21 protein-coding genes are annotated in these 21,866 nt (G+C 63.7%); 12 read left to right on the top strand and 9 right to left on the bottom strand.

Features of this window, described 5'->3' with window-relative positions; genetic code table 11:
* Nucleotides 1-115 precede the first annotated feature (115 nt).
* On the top strand, nucleotides 116-1,072 hold the full coding sequence (locus ACN50D_RS25860) for a DUF6542 domain-containing protein (RefSeq protein WP_211920637.1): 957 nt from the start codon (nucleotides 116-118) through the stop codon (nucleotides 1,070-1,072).
* 69 nt (nucleotides 1,073-1,141) lie between these two features.
* Here the strand turns inward: ACN50D_RS25860 and ACN50D_RS25855 are convergent, their stop codons facing one another.
* Entirely contained in the window at nucleotides 1,142-2,155 is a 1,014-nt protein-coding gene (locus ACN50D_RS25855) for a 4-hydroxy-3-methylbut-2-enyl diphosphate reductase (RefSeq protein ID WP_003945273.1), read from the bottom strand.
* A gap of 153 nt (nucleotides 2,156-2,308) precedes the next feature.
* Between ACN50D_RS25855 and ACN50D_RS25850 the strand changes: the two genes are divergently transcribed.
* From ACN50D_RS25850 to ACN50D_RS25840, 3 genes are read left to right on the top strand one after another with little or no spacing between them, the layout of a single operon-like run.
* Nucleotides 2,309-2,908, top strand: a complete 600-nt coding sequence (locus ACN50D_RS25850) for a lipid droplet-associated protein (protein WP_211920639.1) — start codon at nucleotides 2,309-2,311, stop codon at nucleotides 2,906-2,908.
* Nucleotides 2,905-4,170, top strand: coding sequence for an exodeoxyribonuclease VII large subunit (xseA, locus tag ACN50D_RS25845; protein ID WP_075833940.1), 1,266 nt, complete (start codon nucleotides 2,905-2,907; stop codon nucleotides 4,168-4,170). Before ACN50D_RS25850 ends, xseA begins: the two co-directional genes overlap by 4 nt.
* Nucleotides 4,167-4,385, top strand: a complete 219-nt coding sequence (locus tag ACN50D_RS25840) for an exodeoxyribonuclease VII small subunit (RefSeq protein ID WP_003945276.1) — start codon at nucleotides 4,167-4,169, stop codon at nucleotides 4,383-4,385. The genes xseA and ACN50D_RS25840 overlap by 4 nt, the downstream gene beginning before the upstream one ends.
* Nucleotides 4,386-4,406: 21 nt before the next feature.
* Here the strand turns inward: ACN50D_RS25840 and ACN50D_RS25835 are convergent, their stop codons facing one another.
* A complete protein-coding gene (locus ACN50D_RS25835) occupies nucleotides 4,407-4,976 on the bottom strand; it encodes a DUF4245 domain-containing protein (RefSeq protein WP_003945206.1) in 570 nt (189 codons plus the stop codon).
* A 180-nt stretch (nucleotides 4,977-5,156) separates the two neighbouring features.
* Here ACN50D_RS25835 and glpX point away from each other — a divergent pair, with 180 nt between their 5' ends.
* Together glpX and ACN50D_RS25825 are read left to right on the top strand one after the other, a co-directional pair.
* Complete coding sequence (gene glpX, locus ACN50D_RS25830) at nucleotides 5,157-6,191, top strand: class II fructose-bisphosphatase (RefSeq protein ID WP_003945202.1); 1,035 nt, start codon at nucleotides 5,157-5,159, stop codon at nucleotides 6,189-6,191.
* Nucleotides 6,192-6,292: 101 nt separating this feature from the next.
* Complete coding sequence (locus ACN50D_RS25825; protein ID WP_042920861.1) at nucleotides 6,293-7,696, top strand: class II fumarate hydratase; 1,404 nt, start codon at nucleotides 6,293-6,295, stop codon at nucleotides 7,694-7,696.
* A 49-nt stretch (nucleotides 7,697-7,745) separates the two neighbouring features.
* On the opposite strand, the gene ACN50D_RS25820 is transcribed toward ACN50D_RS25825, so the two are convergent.
* Entirely contained in the window at nucleotides 7,746-8,465 is a 720-nt protein-coding gene (locus tag ACN50D_RS25820; RefSeq protein WP_128637866.1) for an NADPH-dependent F420 reductase, read from the bottom strand.
* Between the two features lie 59 nt (nucleotides 8,466-8,524).
* Nucleotides 8,525-8,980, bottom strand: coding sequence for a nitroreductase family deazaflavin-dependent oxidoreductase (locus ACN50D_RS25815; protein ID WP_211920641.1), 456 nt, complete (start codon nucleotides 8,978-8,980; stop codon nucleotides 8,525-8,527).
* A 340-nt stretch (nucleotides 8,981-9,320) separates the two neighbouring features.
* Between ACN50D_RS25815 and ACN50D_RS25810 the strand changes: the two genes are divergently transcribed.
* The 5 genes from ACN50D_RS25810 to ACN50D_RS25790 all read left to right on the top strand — a co-directional run bounded on the left by ACN50D_RS25810 (nucleotide 9,321) and on the right by ACN50D_RS25790 (nucleotide 14,145).
* Nucleotides 9,321-9,887, top strand: a complete 567-nt coding sequence (locus ACN50D_RS25810; RefSeq protein ID WP_003945239.1) for a TetR/AcrR family transcriptional regulator — start codon at nucleotides 9,321-9,323, stop codon at nucleotides 9,885-9,887.
* 97 nt (nucleotides 9,888-9,984) lie between these two features.
* On the top strand, nucleotides 9,985-11,556 hold the full coding sequence (locus ACN50D_RS25805; protein WP_211921057.1) for an MFS transporter: 1,572 nt from the start codon (nucleotides 9,985-9,987) through the stop codon (nucleotides 11,554-11,556).
* Between the two features lie 97 nt (nucleotides 11,557-11,653).
* Entirely contained in the window at nucleotides 11,654-13,267 is a 1,614-nt protein-coding gene (locus ACN50D_RS25800; RefSeq protein WP_065455432.1) for a serine hydrolase, read from the top strand.
* A gap of 17 nt (nucleotides 13,268-13,284) precedes the next feature.
* Nucleotides 13,285-13,710 (top strand): limonene-1,2-epoxide hydrolase family protein, encoded by a 426-nt coding sequence (locus ACN50D_RS25795; RefSeq protein WP_007726363.1) that lies wholly within the window; start codon nucleotides 13,285-13,287, stop codon nucleotides 13,708-13,710.
* Between the two features lie 30 nt (nucleotides 13,711-13,740).
* Entirely contained in the window at nucleotides 13,741-14,145 is a 405-nt protein-coding gene (locus ACN50D_RS25790; protein WP_003945227.1) for a carboxymuconolactone decarboxylase family protein, read from the top strand.
* Nucleotides 14,146-14,205: 60 nt separating this feature from the next.
* On the opposite strand, the gene ACN50D_RS25785 is transcribed toward ACN50D_RS25790, so the two are convergent.
* The 5 genes from ACN50D_RS25785 to ACN50D_RS25765 form a co-directional block, all read right to left on the bottom strand.
* Nucleotides 14,206-15,573 carry a PhoH family protein gene (locus tag ACN50D_RS25785; RefSeq protein ID WP_099698614.1) on the bottom strand — a complete coding sequence of 456 codons (1,368 nt, stop codon included), beginning with the start codon at nucleotides 15,571-15,573 and terminating at the stop codon, nucleotides 14,206-14,208.
* Nucleotides 15,574-15,848: 275 nt separating this feature from the next.
* Complete coding sequence (locus ACN50D_RS25780; RefSeq protein ID WP_081558179.1) at nucleotides 15,849-16,565, bottom strand: helix-turn-helix transcriptional regulator; 717 nt, start codon at nucleotides 16,563-16,565, stop codon at nucleotides 15,849-15,851.
* A gap of 26 nt (nucleotides 16,566-16,591) precedes the next feature.
* Nucleotides 16,592-18,025, bottom strand: coding sequence for an amidase (locus ACN50D_RS25775; RefSeq protein ID WP_211920642.1), 1,434 nt, complete (start codon nucleotides 18,023-18,025; stop codon nucleotides 16,592-16,594).
* A gap of 152 nt (nucleotides 18,026-18,177) precedes the next feature.
* The gene (gene glyA, locus ACN50D_RS25770; protein WP_211920644.1) at nucleotides 18,178-19,485 is read right to left on the bottom strand and encodes a serine hydroxymethyltransferase; all 1,308 of its coding nucleotides are present in this window, start codon (nucleotides 19,483-19,485) and stop codon (nucleotides 18,178-18,180) included.
* Between the two features lie 76 nt (nucleotides 19,486-19,561).
* Entirely contained in the window at nucleotides 19,562-20,758 is a 1,197-nt protein-coding gene (locus ACN50D_RS25765) for a hypothetical protein (protein ID WP_007726370.1), read from the bottom strand.
* A gap of 172 nt (nucleotides 20,759-20,930) precedes the next feature.
* Between ACN50D_RS25765 and coaA the strand changes: the two genes are divergently transcribed.
* Nucleotides 20,931-21,863, top strand: a complete 933-nt coding sequence (gene coaA, locus ACN50D_RS25760; RefSeq protein ID WP_003945270.1) for a type I pantothenate kinase — start codon at nucleotides 20,931-20,933, stop codon at nucleotides 21,861-21,863.
* Nucleotides 21,864-21,866: the final 3 nt, after the last annotated feature.

Raw genomic sequence — 21,866 nt, 5'->3', positions numbered from 1 at the left:
CCGTCCGGTTCGTTTGGCGAAGAACCCGAAACCATCGCGCCATCGCGTCGATAAATGCGCCAGCCACGACCCGCACAAACACGGCCGACAACGCAAGAACCGCTAATGTCGTTATGTGTCTGCAACCCAACGTGCTCGCTCCGGGGTACCGCTGGACAAGCGATCGCTCATCGTGACCGTCCCCGGCCTGCCCTGGTGGGGAGTGATCCTGCTTGCTGCCGGTGTGACCGCCGTCGGCGTACTGATCGATGCCACCGGAGGCGGCGGAGAGCTCACCGCGGTGTTCTCGACGTTCTACTTCCTGGGCTGTCTCTTCGCTGTGGTTGCCGCTTCGAACAAGGCCCTCTTCACCGCGATGGCCCAACCGCCGTTGCTGCTCTTCGCTGCGGTGCCGATCGGGCACACGCTCATCGGCAAGGACAACAGCACCGCGCTGCGCGATATCGCGATCAACATCGCGTACCCGTTGGTCAACCGCTTTCCGATCATGTTGGCCGCAACCGTGGTCGTGCTGATCATCGGTGGCTTCCGGTACTTCCTGCTCAATCAGCGCCCCACCGGGCCCGCGCGCTCGACCCGCTCCCGCCGCTCGACGGCCACCACTCGTGACTCCTCTGCAGCTGCCACGCGAGAACAACCCGCACCCGAGACCGGGCGTCGACGCAGAGTCTCGGACGCGCCCGTCCCCGGGCCCCCGCGTCGCCGCGCCCCCGAGGTGGACGAGCAGCCCGCCTACCGAAGCACCCCCAGGCGCGAGCCGATCCAGGACGAGCGTCCGCTGCCGCCTCGGAGAAGCCCTCAGCCACCCAGGGTCGATCGCACGCACCAACCGCCTACGCGTCGCCCCCAGCCCGACAGTCGGCCCGTGGCAGACGACGACTACCCGTCGTACGGTCGCCGCCGGGCGCCCGAGCCCACTCCGTCGCCCAGACGTGAGGAGCGGATGGAGCCCTTCTTCGCTTCGGGTGACGACGTATCGCCGCCGCTGCCCCCTCGCCGCCGCCCACCCGGAGTCGATCTTCCCGCGTATCCGCCGCCGCGAGTTCGGTACCGCGATCGCGAAGAGCCCTGAACAGACGCGCCCGGTAGCACAAAAATGCGGGGCACCTTCCAGATGGAAGGTGCCCCGCATTTTCTTGTTTCAGGACGTGCGCGCTGCTCGCAATTCACGGGGAAGGGCGAACACCAGAGTCTCGTTGGCAGTGGTGACGGGTTGAACGTCGTTGTATCCGTGCTCGGCAAGAAGTTCGATCACGCCGCGCACGAGCACCTCGGGTACCGATGCGCCTGACGTGATGCCGACTGTCTGGACACCCTCGAGCCACGCGAGATCGACCTCACGGGCGTAGTCGACCAGGTACGACGCGGCAGCGCCCGCCCCGAGCGCGACCTCGACCAGGCGAACCGAGTTGGACGAGTTCCGCGAACCCACCACGATCACGAGATCGCACTCGGGAGCCATCGCCTTGACCGCGACCTGACGGTTCTGCGTGGCGTAGCAGATGTCGTCGGACGGCGGGTCCTGCAGATTGGGGAAGCGCTCACGCAGGCGCGCGACGGTCTGCATCGTCTCGTCGACGCTCAGCGTGGTCTGGGAAAGCCAGATGACCTTCGACTCGTCACGAACCGTGACCGCGTCGACCGAATCCGGGCCGTCGACGATGGTGACGTGATCGGGAGCCTCACCTGCGGTGCCCTCGACCTCCTCGTGGCCTTCGTGGCCGATGAGCAGAATGTCGTAATCGTCGCGGGCGAATCGCTTCGCTTCCTGGTGCACCTTCGTGACCAGGGGGCACGTCGCGTCGATCGTGCGCAGGTTCCGCTCGGCAGCCGAGTCGTGGACGGCCGGCGACACACCGTGCGCCGAGAACACGAGCAACGATCCCTCGGGAACCTCGTCGGTTTCGTCGACGAAGATCACGCCCTGATCTTCGAGCGTCTCGACGACGTGGCGATTGTGGACGATCTCCTTACGCACGTAGATGGGTGCGCCGTGCTTCTCGAGGGCCTTCTCGACGGTCTCGACCGCGCGGTCGACGCCGGCGCAGTAGCCGCGAGGCTCGGCGAGGAGCACGCGCTTGGCGCTGCCCTTGCGGGTGGACGGCGAATCAGCCGAGTGCGCGATACCGAGATTGAGAGGAACAGCCGAAGACATGTGACCAGCCTACTGGCACCTCGAACGTGAGACACTCCGGCAAACGTGAACACCTCGGTTTCGGGCTCCGATCGAAGGTTCCGAAGTAAACGAGTACAGCCGTCACAGGCAAGTCGGCTACCGATTGTCGGAGCTTTGCGGCAAGCTGTGGGAATGATCCGACCACCGTTCGTGGCGCGCGTTGCCGCGGGACTCGCCGTCACCGCGATGGAAGAGGCAAAGAAGTTGCCCACCACCGCCGTCGCCCTGCCGATGACCGCCGTGAGCCAGATGCTGCAGACAAGCATGCGCGTGCAGCAGTCGATCACCTCGCTGGCCATCAAGGGCGATCAGGCATTTGCACTGATCAACTGGTCTTCCGAGGACGAACAGCCCGAGTGGGCGGTCTTCGACGAAGACGTCGATGCGCCTGCTGACCCGACGCCTTCCACCGGATCGACCACCGCTGACACCCCGACCAACGCCGGTCGCTTCGCGCTCTACTCGCTCGAGCCGACTGCCCCCATCGAGGAACCCGCACCCGTCGCCGAGTCCGAATCCACGGCAGCTACGCCGGACGGACCTGCCGAAGAGCCCGAGATCGTCACCGAACTCGACTACCCCAACCTCACACTCGCACAGCTCCGTGCGCGCATCCGGACGCTCAGCATCGACGAGCTGACCGCAGTCCTGGACTACGAGAATGCGACGCTCGCTCGCGCACCGTTCCAGACCATGCTCACTAACCGCATCACCACAGCCAAGGCAAAGTGACTTCCGCAACGCCCCCCGCTTCATCGCAGCGATCGTCCGGCGCCAGTAGCGCTGAGCAGCCGTGGCCGGTCCGCACGGTTTCCGCCAAGGTCGCCGGCTGGATCGATCGGCTCGGCAGTATCTGGGTCGAAGGTCAGATCACCCAGATCAATGCACGCCCCGGCACCCGAACGGCCTTTCTCGTCCTGCGTGATCCGTCGGCAGACATGTCGCTGTCGATCACGTGCTCACCGCAGTTGTTGCACAACTCCCCGGTGCCGTTGACCGAGGGCTCGCGTGTCGTGATGTTCGGCAAGCTCTCGTTCTACACCGGACGCGGAACGGTGTCGTTGCGTGTTACCGAGATTCGCGCCGTGGGTATCGGTGAGCTGCTTGCCCGCATCGAGAGACTGCGCGCCTTGCTCGCCGCCGAGGGCTTGTTCGATCCGCGGCTCAAACGGCCGCTTCCGTTTCTGCCCGGCACGATCGGCCTGATCACGGGCCGAGCCAGTGCGGCCGAGAAGGATGTCGTCTCAGTCGCCCATCGTCGTTGGCCAGCAGTTGCCATCGCGGTGCGTAACACCGCGGTTCAGGGCCCGACTGCTGTTCCCCAGATCATCGAAGCGCTGAAGGAACTCGACGCCAACCCGGTAGTCGACGTCATCATCCTCGCTCGCGGCGGCGGTAGCGTCGAGGATCTCCTGCCGTTCTCCGACGAAGCGCTGTGCCGCGCCATCGTGGCCTGCACGACGCCGATCGTCAGTGCCATCGGACACGAGCCGGACAGCCCGCTCAGTGACCACGTCGCCGACCTGCGCGCAGCCACACCCACGGACGCGGCCAAGCGCGTCGTACCCGACGCGGTTGCGGAAGCTGCCCTGGTTGCGGATCTGCGTGACCGCAGCGCTGCGGCACTGCGCAGCTGGGTCAAGCGTGAGTCTCATCTGATCGAACAGTTGCGCACTCGACCGGTCATGGCATCGCCGCTGCTCGCGGTGGACCGTCGCGCCGAGGAGGTCGAAAGGCTCCAAGCCGACGGGCGACGCGATGTGACTCGGTTGATCGACACCGAGTCCCGAACGATCGAGCATCTGCGCGCCCGACTCACCACGCTGGGCCCCGCCGCGACGCTGGCCCGCGGGTACGCAGTCGTGCAACGTGTTGTCGCCGATGGCGATCCGGAGGTTCTGCGCTCGGTCGAGGACGCGCCACCCGGTACCCAGATTCGAGTTCGACTTGCAGACGGCGCCGTTCGCGCCGCAGTGATGGGAAGAGAAAAATGAGCAACGCCACCGACACCGACATCAACGAACTCGGCTACGAAGCAGCCCGGGACGAACTGGTGAGCGTCGTGAAGATTCTCGAACAGGGGGGTCTGGACCTCGACGCGTCACTCTCACTGTGGGAGCGAGGCGAAGCGTTGGCCAAGCGCTGTGAAGAGCACTTGGCCGGCGCGAGGGCCCGCGTCGAAAAGGCTCTGGCCGAAGCGGACGAGTAGCGTCCGCTTCGACCGCAAATCCTAGGGCGTGATCGGCTGCGCTGCGCCGACCTTCTCGGCAAGAATCCGGAACTCTTCCGGCGTCGCCGCGCCCGTGAGCAACAGGCGAACATCCCCGACGTCGGTGACCCAGATCGACTCGACACCTTCGCCGCCGAAGACGTTCCACGTATCGGCACCGACGGTCTCGACTCCGGTCGCGAATCGCTGTCCACCGGCAACATGTGACACCAACGGGAATTCCTCGGCGTTGCTCTGTGTCAGCTGGATGTAGCGACCACTGGTCGTGATGAATCCCACAGTGCTCGAATCTCCGCCGCCGTCGCCGGAGATGATCTTGCGACTGCCGGAGTTCGGAGTCCACCCGTCCGGAACACCGGGATTACGGATGGGAAATCCGAGTTCCTTCGCGTCGTAGTTCAGAGCTGCGTCCACGTCGACGCTCGGGATAGGCCCCTGTGTCGGGCCGCCAGGACTGAACGTGCACTGGCTGGCGATGCCCGCAATGATGATGCAGAACAGCACCAACGGTACGAGAGACCAGACCATGTCTTTGTTGTCTTCGAGAATGCGGGGTTTCTTCGATGCCACACCCCCAGTATCCAGGTACTCCGCAGTAGATACGATTCCCGGTCCCCCTCGAGCGAGACAAAACGTCTCTGCGGCGACCCGACAGCGCACGTAGCCGCTCCCATCTGGGACAATGACGCCTGAAGAAACCACTGCGTCGACACACCCCGTCGACCGCGACCGCGCCAGGAGGCACCGCACATGACGGCCAGCAGCACTCATCGTGAGACCCCGGACCGTAACCTCGCACTCGAATTGGTCCGAGTCACCGAAGCCGGTGCTATGGCTGCCGGCCGCTGGGTAGGCCGCGGCGACAAGGAAGGCGGCGACGGAGCAGCCGTCGACGCCATGCGTCAGCTCGTCTCCTCAGTCTCGATGCGCGGCATCGTCGTCATCGGTGAAGGCGAGAAGGACGAAGCGCCGATGCTGTTCAACGGCGAAGAGGTCGGAAACGGCGACGGCCCCGACTGTGACTTCGCCGTCGACCCGGTCGACGGCACCACCTTGATGTCCAAGGGCATGCCCAACGCGATCTCTGTTCTGGCTGTTGCCGAGCGCGGCGCGATGTTCGATCCGTCGGCCGTGTTCTACATGGAGAAGATCGCTGTCGGGCCGGATGCCGCAGATGTCATCGACATCAGCGCACCGATCGCCGAGAACATCAAGCGCGTGGCCAAGGTCAAGAAGGCGTCGGTCTCCGACATCACGATCTGCATCCTGGACCGCCCGCGTCACAACCAGCTGATCCAGGACGTTCGCGACACCGGCGCTCGTATCCGTCTGATCTCCGACGGTGACGTTGCCGGCGCGATCGCCGCAGCGCGTCCGGAGTCCGGCACCGACATGCTCGTGGGCATCGGCGGAACGCCAGAGGGCATCATCGCCGCAGCAGCCATGCGCTGCATGGGTGGATCGTTGCAGGGCAAGCTGGCCCCCACCGACGACGAAGAGCGTCAGAAGGCCATCGACGCCGGTCACGATCTCGATCGGATCCTGTCCACCGAAGATCTCGTCTCGGGCGAGAACGTCTTCTTCTGCGCCACCGGCGTCACCGACGGTGACCTCCTGCGCGGCGTCCGCTACTACGGCGGCGGCGCCAGCACGCAGTCCATCGTGATGCGTAGCAAGTCCGGCACCGTTCGCATGATCGACGCGTACCACCGTCTCGAGAAGCTGCGCGAGTACAGCTCCGTCGACTTCGACGGCGAAGAGGGCGCGGTTCCCCCGACGTTCTGATGGGCTCCGCCCCGTGAGTGGTTAGGGAGTCCCTGCACTCCTCAACCGCTCACGGGGGACGTAGTCCCCTACCCGCTCTCGAAAAGTGGCAATGTGGAGCCATGACGGAGAGCAACGATCAACAGTTCCGAATCGAACACGACACCATGGGCGAAGTTCGGGTGCCCATCGACGCACTGTGGCGAGCACAGACCCAGCGTGCAGTCGAGAACTTCCCGATCAGCGGGCGCCCGCTCGAGCGCACCCAGATCCGCGCAATGGGCCTGCTGAAAGCAGCGTGTGCGCAGGTCAACAAGGACCTCGGACTCCTCGACGCGGGCAAGGCCGACGCAATCATCGCCGCCGCGAACGAGATCGCCGAAGGCAAGCACGACGATCAGTTCCCCATCGACGTCTTCCAGACCGGCTCGGGAACCAGTTCGAACATGAACGCCAACGAGGTCATCGCATCCATCGCGAAGGCCGCCGGTGTGGACGTACATCCCAATGATCACGTCAACATGTCGCAGTCCTCCAACGACACCTTCCCCACCGCCACGCATGTCGCAGCTACCGAAGCAGCGGTCACCGATCTTGTTCCGGCACTGGAACATCTGCATGCTGCGCTTGCCACGAAGGCGACCGAGTGGAAGACCGTCGTCAAATCCGGACGCACCCATCTGATGGACGCTGTGCCGGTCACGCTCGGTCAGGAGTTCGGCGGCTACGCACGTCAGATCGAGGCCGGCATCGAGCGCGTCAACGCAACACTCCCCCGCCTCGGCGAGCTGCCGATCGGCGGAACAGCAGTCGGCACCGGTCTCAATGCTCCGGATGGATTCGGCCCCAAAGTTGTTGCCGAACTGGTCAAGTCGACCGGTGTCGACGCGCTGACTCCGGCGAAGAACAGCTTCGAAGCGCAGGCCGCGCGTGACGGACTGGTCGAGGCATCGGGCGCGCTGCGGACCATCGCCGTCTCACTGACGAAGATTGCCAACGACATTCGGTGGATGGGATCGGGTCCGCTGACCGGACTCGGCGAGATCGCACTCCCCGATCTGCAGCCGGGAAGCTCGATCATGCCCGGAAAGGTGAACCCGGTCCTGCCCGAGGCAACCACTCAGGTTGCGGCTCAGGTGATCGGAAACGACGCCGCCATCGCGTGGGGTGGCGCCGCCGGAGCTTTCGAACTCAACGTCTACATCCCGGTCATGGCCCGCAACCTGCTGGAGTCGTTCACCTTGCTGGCCAACGTCTCTCGACTGTTCGCCGACAAGTGCGTCAGCGGACTGGTCGCGCACGAGGAGCACCTCAAGACACTCGCCGAATCTTCGCCGTCGATCGTGACGCCCCTCAACTCGGCAATCGGTTACGAGGAAGCCGCAGCCGTCGCGAAGCAGGCGCTCAAAGAGAAGAAGACGATCCGTCAGGTCGTCATCGAGCGCGGACTCGTCCCGGACAAGCTGAGCGAGGAAGAACTCGACAAGCGTCTCGACGTTCTGGCGATGGCGAAGGTCAAGGACTGAACAAACAACAGAGTGGCGGTTTCCACTTCGGAAACCGCCACCCTTGCACTCACACCGCAGCGGTTGCCCGCCACTCGTCGGTGCGATCGGGGCTCGCCTCGGCCAATGCCTTCAACGTCGCTTCTCGATCGAAGTCCTTGCCGTACACGGGAGTTCCCGGCTGCTGACGCCAGGAATCGTCGATCGTTCCCGCATCGACGGGATCGAAGCCCAACTGATTGATCAGATCGAAGACGACCTGCTTGTTCGCGTCGTCGTCGCCGGCGATGGGTAGCGCAATGCGCCCCTCTGCACCTTCGGGAAGCCCCTTCTCGAGGAGATGCTTCCACCAGATTCCGTTGAACGCCTTGAACACCGGTACACCCAGGTGTTCCTGCACCCATCCGCTTTCGGTCTGTCCGTCCTCGATGGCGGCGATCAGACCGTCACGCTGTTGCGGGTAGTAGTTGTTGGTCTCGATGACCGGGGCACCGGCGACCGCACCGCTGAGAATCCCCGCCGGTAGATCAACCACGTTCTTCTGCGGAATGCTCACGATGACCAGCTCGGCACCCTCGGCGGCCTCGGTGCTGCGGACTGCCTTCGCACCCGTCTCGGCTTCCAGTTCTGCAAGCGTGTCCGGTGTCCGCGAGTTCGAGACGCGCACGTCGTGACCGAGCGCAGCGAGCCTACGTGTGAGCGTGCCACCGATCTGACCGGCTCCGATGATTCCGATGCGCATGACCCTGCTCCTTCGTCGTGTGCGGTGGCGATCGCGCCACCGCTGCATTCGTCAACGACGAGAACGCACCGGGTCATTCCGCACCGGCCATTTCAACTCCCGTTGATTCAATCGGTTGACGAATCGAGTGCGAGTTTGATGCGAACACTGACCGGGTCGGTCTGCAATCCGCGAAAGGCAGAGGCCGTCAGCGCCGATCTGATCTTCCCCGACGCAAATGTCTTCACCCGCGCCGGCACGTCGTCGTCCGGCATGATCTGGGCCTGTCCGTCCACCCACTCGCCGCGGCGACGGATCCGAACCTTCGGCGTCGCAGAGATATTGGCACCCCACCCCGTGCCGGTGCCATGCTGCGCAATGACCCACGCCTCGTCACCGTCGTAGGTGATCGCAACGGGCACTCGGCGGGTCAGACCGGTTCGGCGTCCAACCGTCTCGATCTCGCTCATCAACGACGGCATCAAACCGATCCGATTCAATCCGGTGACCAGCGGATTGGCGAAATACTTCCCGACTGCGACTTCGATTCTTCGTTTTCGTGCAACTGACGTCGGTACCGGCATGCCGTTTCCTCTCCTCCGAAGCTGGTGCTCGAAGCAACAGCTCTATACCGCACGATATAACCACTGTTCGGGCAGTTTTGCCACTAAGAATCTCCATCAATACCCACCACCTGCACACAACACTTGACTGTGTCTGTCGGTTACATCTAGTCTCAGATTCGTTCCTATACCGATCGACATACTGGGAGGCAGTGATGAACACACCTCGAGACGCCTCGTTGCCATGACCGGCCCGCAGGCGCGTTGTCCGATCGCCGCAGCGCGTCGCAAGTGGGGAGCACCAAGAGAATCAGCGGCACCAGATGATTCGAACAGCACTGCGATTGCATACGATGGCGGGATGGCCGACTCCGATTCCCGCACTCTGATGCTGGTCGGCGCCATCAATGCCTTCCGGGAACACGGGATCGCGACGACCTCGCTCACCGAGATCGTCGAACGCTCGGGAGCTCCCCGCGGGTCGGTGTACCACTACTTTCCCGAGGGCAAAGGACAGCTGGCCGGCGAAGCAGTTGCCTACTTCGGCCGGGGCGTCAGTGCCGCCATCAGTTCGATGATCGCTCAGTCTTCCCCACCGGAGATCATCGACGCGGTTGTCACGATATTTCGAAACAGCTTGGTAGAGAGCGATTTCACCTCCTCCTGTCCGGTCGCAGCCGCGGCAGTGGAGGGCGCGTCGACGCCGGCGGCATTAACTGCTGCGGGCGAATCCTTCACCTCGTGGGAATCGCTTCTCACATCGTTCTTCTGGCAGCAGGGACAGCCGTCCGAGACTGCAGCACAGTGGGCAACCGTCGTGATCGCGTCAATCGAAGGCGCGACGCTGATGGCAAAAGCTCAGCACACCACGGCGCCTCTCGATCGCATCGGCGCTCACCTCAAGGCTCTGGTCTCGGCCCCGAGCTGACCAACCCTCTTTCTTCCAACCGCTGCTGCCGTCCGCGCAGGAGCAGAGATGGCGTACAAACATGTCTCACACACTTGCACCGGCGCCCTCGGCGCCCATGATGACCAAGTCCCGTCGATTCACTGCGCTGATCTTCATCTGCCTCGCCGAACTCCTTGTCGTGCTGGACAACACAGTGGTCAACGTCGCATTGCCGACGATGAGCGTCGACTTGTTCGCCAGCGTCAGCGACCTGCAATGGATCGTCGACGCGTACACGTTGACCTTCGCCGGGTTCCTACTCACTTTCGGCCACCTGGGTGACCGCTTCGGACGCCGCCGAGTGATGATCATCGGCTTGATCGGCGTCGGTGCGATGTCGCTTGTCGGCGCCTTGGCTTCCAACCTCGAACAGGTGATCATGGCGCGAGCCGCCATGGGTGTCTTTGCCGCAGCTGTCTTTCCGGCTACGTTGGCCATGATCACCAACATCTTCACCGACGCCAGAGAACGAGCCATCGCCATCGCGGCCTGGACCGCAATGGCCGGCTTCGCGATTGCCATCGGCCCGACTGCGGGCGGCTGGCTTCTCGAGCACTTCTCCTGGCACTCGGTGTTCTGGATGAACGTTCCGGCAGCATTGTTGGTCATCGTGGGTGTGCTGCTGGTTGTTCCGGAATCGAAGGCGCACCACGTCGGCCGATTCGATTTCGTCGGAACAATCTTGTCGCTACTGGGCATCGTCATTCTGGTGTGGACCATCATCGACGCACCACATCGCGGATGGGTCTCGACATTCAGCATCACGGGATACCTCTCTGCGACAGTGTTGTTGGCCGCATTCGTAGCGTGGGAACTGCGCACCGACGCGCCGATCCTGAACATGAATCTCTTCCGAATCCGGCGGTTTTCTTTCCCCGCCTTGGCTATTGCTGTCAGCTACTTCAGCATGTTCGGATTCTTGTTCCTGATCACGCAGTACTTCCAGGGCGTTCGGGAGTACTCGCCGCTCGAATTCGGCATCCACTCTTTGCCTTTCGCTGCAGCTGTCGCCGTGGGCGCCCCAGTCGCCACCTTGGCGGCACAGAAACTCGGCACGACTGCAGTGATGGTGTTCGGCCTCCTGGTACTCAGCGGCGGGATGTTCCTGGCGGGTCGGACGACCGTCGAGACGCCCTACCTCGGACCCGTCGTGATCTCGATGGTCCTCATGGGTCTGGGCCTCGCAATTGTCCAGGGACCGGCGACCGACTCCATCATGTCCTCGGTGCCCCTCGACGAAGCGGGCGCAGGTTCGGCAGTCAACGACACGACGCGTGAGCTCGGCGGGACCCTGGGCGTCGCCGTCATCGGTTCGATCGTCGCCTCGTACTACACGTCCAAGGTGGCTCCGATCGTCGACGCCATTCCCGACGCCGTGATGTCGGCGCAGGAGAAAGGCTTCGCTCGTGAGTCCGTGCTCAGCGTCATCGAGATCCGCTCCCGCGACATCAGTCCGCTCTTCGAGCAGCAGAAGGACAGTCTGATCTACACGATGAAGACCGCATGCCTGGAAGGTTTCGCCATCGCGTCGTACTTCACAGTCGGAGCAGCATTGATCACCGCTCTGCTGGTCGCGTTGTTGCTCCCTTGGAAGCCGGTCACGGAAGGCTCCATTCTCGGCAGTCTGACAACCAAGACCCCGAAGTAGCTACAAGGTTTCCCGATTTGTCCCAATATCAGCCCGCCGTTCCCCGATACTGGGTTGACCGAGTGGTACCGACGACAACCCTGCTAGGGAGAATCTCGTGTCCATCACCAGTAGAAACAGCTCGCGACTGTCGGCAGCGGCGGTTCCGGTAGTACTGACGGTCGCCCTGCTCGCCGGATGCTCGTCCGATTCAGACACCACCTCGGCGCCCGGGCCGGTCGTCAGCGACGCCAGCCCGGGTCTCGACGCCGGGGTGCCGATCCCGGACGGGCAAATCGACGACGCGGTCGGGAAGCTCGACGACCTCGCGAACGACCTCATGGCAAGTTCCGGTGTTCCCGGCATGGCGGTGGCCGTGGTGCACGGAGGTAAGACTGTGTACGCAAAGGGATTCGGGGTTCGCGAGTCGGGTAAGAGCGCCACCGTCGATGCCGACACCGTGTTCCAACTGGCATCGGTGTCGAAATCGGTCGGGGCCACGGTGGTCGCCCACGAAGTCGGAATCGGGACCGTCGACTGGGACACTCCGGTGATCTCGAAACTGCCGGGGTTTGCGCTTGCCGATCCGTGGGTGACCGACCACCTCACGATCTCCGATCTCTACACGCATCGGTCGGGGTTACCGGACCACGCCGGCGACGGGCTGGAGGACCTGGGCTACAACCGGGCCCAGGTGCTCGAAAAACTTCGCCAACTACCGCTCAATCCCTTCCGAATCACATACGAGTACACGAACTTCGGCGTCACTGCCGGTGCGGAGGCCGTTGCAGCCGCGGCGGGCACCGATTGGGAAACGCTGTCGCAGAACACGATCTACGGTCCGCTCGGTATGACATCGACGTCTTCGCGGTTCGCCGATTACCAAGCCCGAGAAAATCGAACAGTCGGCCACATCCTCGAAGACGGAAAGTACAAGGTAGGGCCGGTTCGGGACGCCGACGCCCAATCCCCCGCCGGTGGAGTCAGCTCCTCGGTGAACGACATGGCCAAGTGGTTGGACATGGTGCTGTCGGGCGGTCGGTATCAGGGGCAGCAGGTCGTTCAGACGGAGGCGCTCGTGCCCGCAGTCAACCCGGAAATCGTCTCGCGCCATGCGCAGGAAATCGGGGAACGCTCCGGCTTCTACGGCTACGGGTTCAACGTTTCCGACAGCGCGGCAGGCCGTGTGACCGCCAGCCACTCCGGCGCCTTCCTGCTCGGTGCCGGGACCAATTTCGTGACGATTCCCTCCGCTGATGTCGGCATAGTCGTTCTGACCAACGGCACGCCCACCGGCGTCGCAGAGACCTTGACCGCCGAATTCGCCGATTTGGTGCAGTTCGGGAAGATCACCCGCGAGTGGCGCCCGCTGTACGAAGCGTCCTTTGCCTCACAAGCCGACCCTGAGGGCGAACTTGCCGGGAAGACGCCGCCGGCCTCCCCCGCTCCCGCGCCACCGACAGACCAATTGACCGGCGACTACGGCAATCCGTACTGGGGTCCCGCGCTCGTGACGCAGCAGAACGGTGCGCTGACCTTGACGATGGGTCCCGCGGCCGCGACGTACCCTCTGACCCACTGGGACGGAAACACCTTCACGTTCCCGCTCAGCGGCGAGAACGCACCGGCCGGGACGGTCTCGAAGGCCACCTTCGACGGAAACTCGCTAACCTTGGAGTACTTCGATCACGATCATCTCGGTACCTTCATCCGGGCAACACCGGCCGAATAATCAGCCAAGGACACCCCATGAGTAGTTCGACAGCCACGGTGAACGCAATGTTCGCGGCCCTCACCGATTTCGACGTGGACGCCGCAGCCGAATTGATGACAGACGACATCGTCTGGCAGAACGTCTCGCTCCCCACCCTGCGAGGCAAGAAGACCGTCGTGCGAGCGCTACGTCTGGTCACCAAGCCTTCACTGAAATTCGAGGCGGAGATGCACCACATCGTCGGCGACGAGTCCACGGTGCTCACCGAACGCACCGACATCCTCACCGTCGGACCGCTGCGCATCGAGTTCTGGGTATGCGGAACTTTCGAACTGCGCGACGGCAAGGTCTGCGTCTGGCGGGACTACTTCAGTCTGCGAGACGTCGCGTGGGGCGTGGTGACCGCGGTCGGCCGCGCAGTCGTCGGGACCGGGACACGAAGTAGGCTTGCTCCGGCCTGAAATCACCTGCCGAAAGCGAGCGAACCTGCCATGTCCGAAAACACCACGCCTGACTCCTTCGACGCCGGATTGGCTGTGCGCACCGAAGTCATGGGGGCCGATTTCGTCGACGCCGCCTTCGAGCGCACCCGGGGAACGGACAGCGAAGAACTGCAGAACTTCGTGACGGCCAACGTCTGGGGTTCGGTATGGACGCGTCCCGGCCTCGATCGCCGCAGTCGCAGTCTGATCAATCTGGGGATGCTGATCGCGCTGCGCGCCGAGAACGAACTCAAAGGCCACGTACGTGGGGCATTGCGAAACGGCTTGACGCGCACCGAGATCGTCGAAACCGTGATCCACGCGAGCGCGTATTGCGGCGCTCCGGCGGGGCTGGCGGCGATGCGTGTCGTGCAGGAAGTTCTCGACAACGAACTGGGACCGCTGCAAAACTGAACAACTTCAAACCCAGGCATCTCCCCGTGCAGACCGAAGTCCGCACGGGGAGATCACTTCTCAGGAAGTGGGGCCGAACTCCTCGAGCATGTCGGTCACCAACTCGGCGATCGGCGAACGCTCACTGCGCGTGAGTGTGATGTGCGCAAAAAGCGGGTGCCCCTTGAGCTTTTCGATGACGGCCGCAACTCCGTCGTGCCTGCCCACTCGCAGGTTGTCACGCTGCGCGACGTCGTGCGTGAGGACCACTCGCGAGCCGGTTCCCAGACGAGAAAGCACTGTCAGCAGAACATTTCGTTCGAGCGACTGCGCTTCGTCGACGATCACGAACGAATCGTGCAGCGACCGACCGCGAATGTGCGTCAGCGGCAACACTTCCAGCATTCCGCGGGCGAGAACCTCTTCGAGAACCTCTGGCGAGGCCAACCCGTCGAGAGTGTCGAAAACGGCCTGAGCCCACGGGCCCATCTTCTCGCTCTCACTACCGGGAAGGTAGCCGAGTTCTTGTCCGCCAACGGCATACAACGGACGGAAGACGACAACCTTGCGCTGAGTGCGGCGCTCGAGAACGGCTTCCAAACCTGCTGTCAGAGCCAAGGCCGACTTACCGGTGCCCGCCTTACCACCGAGAGAGATGATGCCGATGCTCTCGTCCATGAGGAGATCGAGCGCAATGCGCTGCTCGGCGGAGCGGCCATGCAACCCGAACGCCTCGCGCTCACCGCGCACCAACTGGATGCGCTTGTCGGGAGTCACCCGACCGAGGGCGCTCGACGAACCACCGAGCAGGCGAAGACCCGTGTGACACGGCAGATCTCGCGCTTCGTCGAGGTCCAGGTAACCCTCGTTGAACAGCTCGTCGATGTCCGTCGAGGCGACGTCCAGCTCGGTCATGCCCGTCCATCCGGATGGCACGACGTCGTGAGCGTGGTACTCGTCGGCAGGTAGTCCCACCGCGCCTGCCTTCACACGAAGCGGAATGTCCTTACTGACGAGGACTACGTCCTTGCCCTCCGCCGCAAGGTTCAGCGCGCACGCCAGAATCCTCGAATCGTTACTGTCCGTGCGGAATCCGACGGGTAAGACCGCAGGGTCGGTGTGATTGAGTTCGACCTGCAGTGTCCCGTTCTCGGTGCCGATCGGTACCGGACGGTCGAGGCGGCTGTATTCGATCCGGAGATCGTCGAGCATGCGGAGCGATTCTCGGGCGAACCATCCCAGTTCGTGGTGGTGCCGCTTGCCTTCGAGTTCGCTGATCACGACGAGTGGCAGTACCACGTGGTGTTCGGCGAATCGAGTGACAGCCCATGGATCGGACAGTAGTACCGAGGTATCCAAGACGTACGTGCGAAGTGCATCTCCCGAATGATTCCCGGCTGATTGATCAGCCCGGGCCGAGTGGGCAGAGACGGAGCGTGATGCAGTCACGTTGGGCTCCTAGGTCTGCGCGGCACCCGCGCAAACTCAGCTCGCTGGGCCGGACGGCTCTGGTGTCAGGTGACGCTGTGTCAGCTGAAACAAGGGCCGGGCGCCGGCCCTCTCGTACTGAGTGTTTCAGTCACGATCAGAACCTCCCGCACAAGTAACTTCTGGTTACTCGTTACTGCCGACGGTACTGCGGATCGGACACTCGCGCCACGGAACGAGCCGCACATCTGGTGAACGCCAGGTAACAAAATGCCACTCGTGTGATTCGGCGTCACTCAGGACTCGATCAGACCCCACTTGGCGGCGCGCACCGCTGCCTGAACCCGCGAATTGGTTCCGGTCTTGACGAAGATGTTCTCGAGATGGGTGGCGACGGTGCGACGGCTGACGAACAACTCCTCGGCGATCTCGACATTGCCCGCGCCCCTGGCCACCAATTGCAGTACTTGAATCTCCCGTGGGCTCAGATGGACACGATCGAGCGCCACCTGGTCCCCCACGACGCGCGAGCAGGCTGCGCTGGACGCCGCCACCACCTCCCGTACGCGATCGACGACGCCGGAATCCGCGAAGCTCATGTGCAGCAATCCGGTCACCTCACGGCCGGAGAACCCCAATGCGACCGAGGCACCCTCGGCGTACCCGGACGGCCGCAGAACATCGGTGACCATCTCGACCTGCTCGAATCGTGGCACGTCCTGCCAGAACACGGGCACGCCCGAAGCCTCGCGAATGATGCCGAAGAGATTGCGATCGGCGACGAAGTCGTCGAGCAGGAACTCGAGCACCCTGTCGTCGTATCCGGAACTCGCCAGAGCCCGATGCCTTCCGCTCGACGGGTCTCGGTACGTGACAGCCGCAGCCGAGTACGCGAGTCCACGTGCGCGGAGTTCTTCGGCGCACAGGCCGAGAATGCCGTACGCCCCGGCCGCCGGCGATCGCGGCGCGAACATGTCAGGTCCAGCGCCGCGATCAGGCAGTACAGACGTCATCACACCAATCTAGCCAATCGTGTGAGCTAGGCCACGACCAGTGAATCGGCCGGCTTCTTGTCCGCCCACGGACGCACCGCTTCGAAGTTCGCGGCAGCCCGCAGGACCACTGCGTCCTGGCGGTGACGTGCGGCGATCTGCAGCCCCACCGGTCGACCGTCGGCGGTGAATCCAGCGGGCACGGTGATCGCCGGATTGTTGAGCATGTTGTACGGGTAGGTGAAGAGCCAATCGAGCAACTGCTCACGCAGCGACGCACCTTCGAGCCACGACGGCGCGAACTGACTGAGCGGGAACGTGGCCGAAGCCAGGGTCGGCGAGACCAACACGTCGTAGTCGTTCATGAACGCGGTCCACGTGTCCCACATGACGCCGCGGAATGCGTCGGCCCGCCCGACGTCGACACCGGTGAGCCGCTCGGCCTCGTGCATGATCTCGATCAGGTTGTCGTCGACCTCGCCGCGCTGGTTCTCCCAGTCGAGCAAGTCGTATTCGGAAGCGAAACCGGGAACCCAGATGCCGTTCCACATCGACTCCGACGGATTTCCCCACTGCGGGGTCGCCTCGGTGATCCGGGCACCCAATTCCTCGAATGCCGACAACGCGTCGAGACACACCGCCAGCACCTCCGGATCAACATGGCCGAGACCGAGATTCGGCGACCACGCCACGCGAAGGCCCTTCACGTCACCCTTCGAGGCTTCGACGTACGAGGTCTCGGCACGCTCGATCGAGAGCGGGTCCGCATTGTCCGGCCCGGCCATGATGTCGAGCATCAGCGCGTTGTCGGCAACAGTCCGGGTGATCGGACCGTGATACGCCCAGTTGTAGAAGCGCCCGGCCAGGATGGTCTGCGGGATGACGCCGGTGGTCGGCTTCAACCCGACGACCCCGCAGAGCGCCGACGGGATACGCACCGATCCCGCGCCGTCACTGCCCTCGGCGAGTGGCCCGAGGCCTGCAGCCACGGCAGCCGACGCACCGCCACTGGACCCGCCCGCGCTGTTGCCGAGCTTCCACGGGTTGTGCGTCGGCCCGTACAGGTGGTTGTCCGTGCCACCGTAGTAACCACTTTCGGGAGTGTTCGTCTTTCCCAGGAACAGTCCGCCGGCGCCTCGCAGCCTGTCCACGACGACGGCATTTCCCGTCGCGATGTTGTCGGCCATCGGCTTCATCCCGAACGTGGTCGGCAGCCCGTCGACTGCCGTCAGATCTTTGATCGTGAACGGAACGCCGTGCAGCGGGCCGAGCTTCTCGCCCGCTTCCTGTTGCCGTGAGAGTTCGGCCGCATCGCGCGTCACCTGCTCGCGATCGAACTGCACTATCGCGTTGATCGACGGATTGACGGCGTCGACGCGCTGGATCATCGCTTCGGCAATCTCGTTGGGCGAGAGACTGTTCGACGCGACCGACGCCGCCATCTCGGTAGCGGAGAGCCAATGCAGATTCTGTTCGGTCATGGGGTTTCCTTCGCCGGAGGGGTGATGCTCTCAGGCTAGGAAGCACCGAACTCAGCCACCATCGGTCATGTGACCGATGCCACAATCCGCGACTGGCAAAAAACCAGCGGCCCGGCCCCTAAAAAGGGACCGGGCCGTCGGTGAAGGAATTCCTAGACGTTCTTGCTGAGCAGGCCCCAGTTCTCGAGACCGTCGTACAGCGGAAGGTCGAGAGCGAGCTTGGCGACGCGCGCACGCACCGCCGGCAGATCCGCGTTGCCGGCCAGAGCGGTACCGATGATGTCGGCGACCTCGGTGAACTCGGCATCGCCGAATCCGCGAGTGGCCAACGCTGCGGTACCGATACGCAGACCGGAGGTGGTCATCGGCGGGCGGGGATCGAACGGAACAGCGTTGCGGTTGACCGTGATGCCGATTTCGTGCAGAAGGTCCTCACCCTGCTGGCCGTCGAGCTGCGAGTTACGCAGGTCCACGAGCACGAGGTGGACGTCAGTGCCGCCGGTCAGGACGCTGATGCCCTGGTCTGCGACGTCCTTGTTGCCCAGACGCTCGGCAAGGATGCGCGCACCGGAAAGGGTGCGTGCCTGACGATCCTTGAACTCTTCACCGGCAGCGATCTTGAAGGTGACTGCCTTGGCCGCGATGGCGTGCATGAGCGGTCCACCCTGCTGACCGGGGAAGACAGCAGAGTTGAGCTTCTTGGCCCACTCTTTCTTCGCCAGGATCAGGCCCGAACGCGGACCACCGAGGGTCTTGTGGACGGTCGAGGAGACGACGTCTGCGTACGGGACGGGCGACGGGTGCAGTCCTGCCGCAACCAGTCCGGCGAAGTGAGCCATGTCCACCCACAGGTACGCGCCGACCTCGTCGGCGATCGCACGGAACGCCGCGAAGTCCTGCTGACGCGGGTATGCGGACCAACCGGCAACGATGACCTTCGGCTTCTCGGCGAGGGCGATCGAGCGCACCTCGTCCATGTCGATGCGGTGATCTTCCTTGCTGACGCCGTAGGACGCGACGTCGTACAACTTGCCGGAGAAGTTGAGCTTCATGCCGTGCGTGAGGTGACCGCCGTGTGCAAGGTCGAGGCCGAGCAGCTTCTCACCCGGGTTCATCAGTGCCATCAGAACAGCAGCGTTGGCCTGTGCGCCCGAGTGCGGCTGAACGTTCGCGAACTCTGCACCGAAGAGTTCCTTCGCACGGTTGCGCGCCAGATCCTCGATGACGTCGACGTGCTCGCAACCGCCGTAGTAACGACGTCCCGGGTAGCCCTCGGCGTACTTGTTGGTCAGGACGCTGCCCTGAGCCTGCAGAACCGAGCGGGGAACAAAGTTCTCCGACGCGATCATCTCGAGCGTGTCGCGCTGACGAGCCAATTCACCAGCCATCGCCTCGGCGACTTCGGGGTCGAGTTCGGCGAGTGATGCAGAGTTGACGTCGGAGCCGGGCACAGCGGTCATCGAGGAATCTCCAAGCTGGATGCGGAAACGAATGCGTCCAGTCTACGAAGTTCGCTCCCGCCGTCTCCACCCGGCACTAGGCAGCACGCAGAGAGCTGGGGACCAGCGGCTCGTCGAGCAGCCTGCGGAAGCGTTCGGTGCGCTCCGCGCCCACCGGCACCTCGTCCAGCCAGCCCCCGAGCAGCCGGTATCCCTCGACATACGTGCTGGTGTATGCCCGCCACAGCGGCGAAGACAGGAACTTGAGCGATTGGCGAGCGCGTTCCGGCGTCGACAGCGACCACCGTTCGAGGAACAGCGCCACGTCGTCGAGGCTGCGCCCCTCGTCGTGCAACATCAGCGCCGCATCCTGCCGGACACTCAGCAGTTGCCCCGACGCGGCGGAGAGCCGTTGCGCCTTTTCCCCGTCGAAAGACAAGCCGAGGTCGGCGTAGATGTCCTGCGCCCACAAACCCCAGTCCGGGCCGACAATCGCTTCCAGCGCCAAATCCGCGAGGCCTTCGGCCATGATGCACTGCGGCGTGTTGACCAGGAACAGTGTCTGCTCGAGCTGGCCCGAACCGACCAGACCGGCTTCCTTACGGCAATGCTCGGTGTGATGGCCGGGGTAGGACTCGTGCGCGATCAGCCGCGGCAGGTTGGCCATGAACTGCGGCAGATCCGAATTGATCGCAACCTTGGAGCGGTAGTCACCGAGGTAGTAGTTGAAGCCGGACCACGGCTTGTCCCCCACCACTTCGTATTCGACGGTTTCCGACGCGGGAAGCCCGAACGTGCCGCGGACCAGATCGCGCAGCGCACTCGACATTGCCTCGACGCACTCGTTCAGTTTCGCCGCGGGGATCTCGTCGGCCTTGCGATGCGCCTGCACCCGCTCGGCCAACGGTCCCGGACCGGGCAGAACTTCACCCATCAACCGGTGAGCGTCGCTGTAGGCGTCCTCGTTTCCCTTCTCGATTCGGACGTCGAAGTACGCCTCGACCTCGTCCACGAAGCCGATGTCCTCACCCGCGAACTTGCGCCCGGAGCATTCCAGGGCGCGAAGGTGTACGTCGACAAAGTGGGAGCGTTCGGCATTCAGACCACTTCCGGCCAACTCGCCCCGCAATTCACGTGCCGTGCGGGCAAGTTCACGCGGATCGGGCTTCGGGGCGCTCTCGATCTGCTTACGCAGCGCCGGGTCACCGGTGAACGCGTCGACGAACCCGTCTTCGAGACGGTCGAAACCCAGTCCGAGCAGCAGGTATTGGCGAACAAGTGTGTCTGGATCCATAACGACCGAGCCTAGTCGCTCGCTCCGGAATGCCACCCGGCGAAAGTCCCGGACGTGGCACCGAGCACAATCCGACTATGCACTCGGATCGTGCGCACACGCGCCTGGCTTGCTCGCATAGCTGTTTCGTCCGCCGGGCCCCGGGTTCACTACGTGCCGGTGAGCTGGGCTGATGGCGCGCACCAACGAATCGAGTCCCTACGTCGAGTTCGACCGCAAGCAGTGGCGGACACTGCGTAAGTCGACGCCACTGGTGTTGACCGAGGACGAGTTGTACGGCCTGCGTGGTCTCGGCGAGCAGATCGATCTCGAAGAAGTTGCCGAGGTTTATCTCCCCCTCGCACGTCTGATCCACCTACAGGTAGCGGCACGCCAACGACTGTTCGCGGCCACCGCGACCTTCCTCGGCGAGAAGCATCCCGACCGTCAGGTGCCCTTCGTCATCGGCGTCGCCGGTTCGGTCGCGGTCGGAAAATCCACGACTGCTCGTGTGCTGCAAGCTCTCCTGGCCCGCTGGGATCACCATCCGCGCGTCGACCTCGTCACCACGGACGGATTCCTCTATCCGACCAGGGAACTCCAGCGTCGGGGCATCATGCACCGCAAGGGTTTTCCCGAAAGCTACGATCGCCGCAAGCTGTTGCGCTTCGTCACCGAAGTCAAGTCCGGGGCGGAAGAGGTAGCGGCACCGGTCTATTCGCACACGTCGTACGACATCATCCCGGGCCAGTACCACCTGATCCGCCAGCCCGACATCCTCATCATCGAGGGCCTCAACGTCCTGCAGACCGGCCCGCGTCTGATGGTCTCCGATCTGTTCGACTTCTCGATCTACGTCGACGCCCGCATCGAGGACATCGAAGCCTGGTACATCCAGCGGTTCCTCGCGCTACGCAACACGTCGTTCGCCGATCCGAACGCTCACTTTCACCACTACTCCGGCCTCTCCGACCGTGACGCGACCATCGCGGCGAAGGAGATCTGGAACTCGATCAATCACCCGAACCTGGTGGAGAACATTCTCCCCACCCGCCCCCGCGCAACCCTGGTGCTGCGCAAGGACGCCGATCACACGATCAACCGGCTGCGGCTGCGCAAGCTCTGAGAC

This window comes from Rhodococcus sp. SB1D (assembly GCF_048573875.1).
Classification (GTDB): Bacteria; Actinomycetota; Actinomycetes; order Mycobacteriales; family Mycobacteriaceae; genus Rhodococcus_F; species Rhodococcus_F qingshengii.
This window is presented reverse-complemented; position numbering and strand designations above follow the sequence as displayed.

Coding starts and splice junctions, on each gene's coding strand:
- ACN50D_RS25855 (WP_003945273.1), bottom strand. CDS start 2,155: ATGTCTTCGGCTGTTCCTCTCAATCTCGGTATCGCGCACTCGGCTGAT.
- ACN50D_RS25850 (WP_211920639.1), top strand. CDS start 2,309: ATGATCCGACCACCGTTCGTGGCGCGCGTTGCCGCGGGACTCGCCGTC.
- ACN50D_RS25840 (WP_003945276.1), top strand. CDS start 4,167: ATGAGCAACGCCACCGACACCGACATCAACGAACTCGGCTACGAAGCA.
- glpX (WP_003945202.1), top strand. CDS start 5,157: ATGACGGCCAGCAGCACTCATCGTGAGACCCCGGACCGTAACCTCGCA.
- ACN50D_RS25825 (WP_042920861.1), top strand. CDS start 6,293: ATGACGGAGAGCAACGATCAACAGTTCCGAATCGAACACGACACCATG.
- ACN50D_RS25820 (WP_128637866.1), bottom strand. CDS start 8,465: ATGCAGCGGTGGCGCGATCGCCACCGCACACGACGAAGGAGCAGGGTC.
- ACN50D_RS25815 (WP_211920641.1), bottom strand. CDS start 8,980: ATGCCGGTACCGACGTCAGTTGCACGAAAACGAAGAATCGAAGTCGCA.
- ACN50D_RS25810 (WP_003945239.1), top strand. CDS start 9,321: ATGGCCGACTCCGATTCCCGCACTCTGATGCTGGTCGGCGCCATCAAT.
- ACN50D_RS25805 (WP_211921057.1), top strand. CDS start 9,985: ATGATGACCAAGTCCCGTCGATTCACTGCGCTGATCTTCATCTGCCTC.
- ACN50D_RS25795 (WP_007726363.1), top strand. CDS start 13,285: ATGAGTAGTTCGACAGCCACGGTGAACGCAATGTTCGCGGCCCTCACC.
- ACN50D_RS25790 (WP_003945227.1), top strand. CDS start 13,741: ATGTCCGAAAACACCACGCCTGACTCCTTCGACGCCGGATTGGCTGTG.
- ACN50D_RS25780 (WP_081558179.1), bottom strand. CDS start 16,565: ATGACGTCTGTACTGCCTGATCGCGGCGCTGGACCTGACATGTTCGCG.
- ACN50D_RS25775 (WP_211920642.1), bottom strand. CDS start 18,025: ATGACCGAACAGAATCTGCATTGGCTCTCCGCTACCGAGATGGCGGCG.
- glyA (WP_211920644.1), bottom strand. CDS start 19,485: ATGACCGCTGTGCCCGGCTCCGACGTCAACTCTGCATCACTCGCCGAA.
- ACN50D_RS25765 (WP_007726370.1), bottom strand. CDS start 20,758: ATGGATCCAGACACACTTGTTCGCCAATACCTGCTGCTCGGACTGGGT.
- coaA (WP_003945270.1), top strand. CDS start 20,931: ATGGCGCGCACCAACGAATCGAGTCCCTACGTCGAGTTCGACCGCAAG.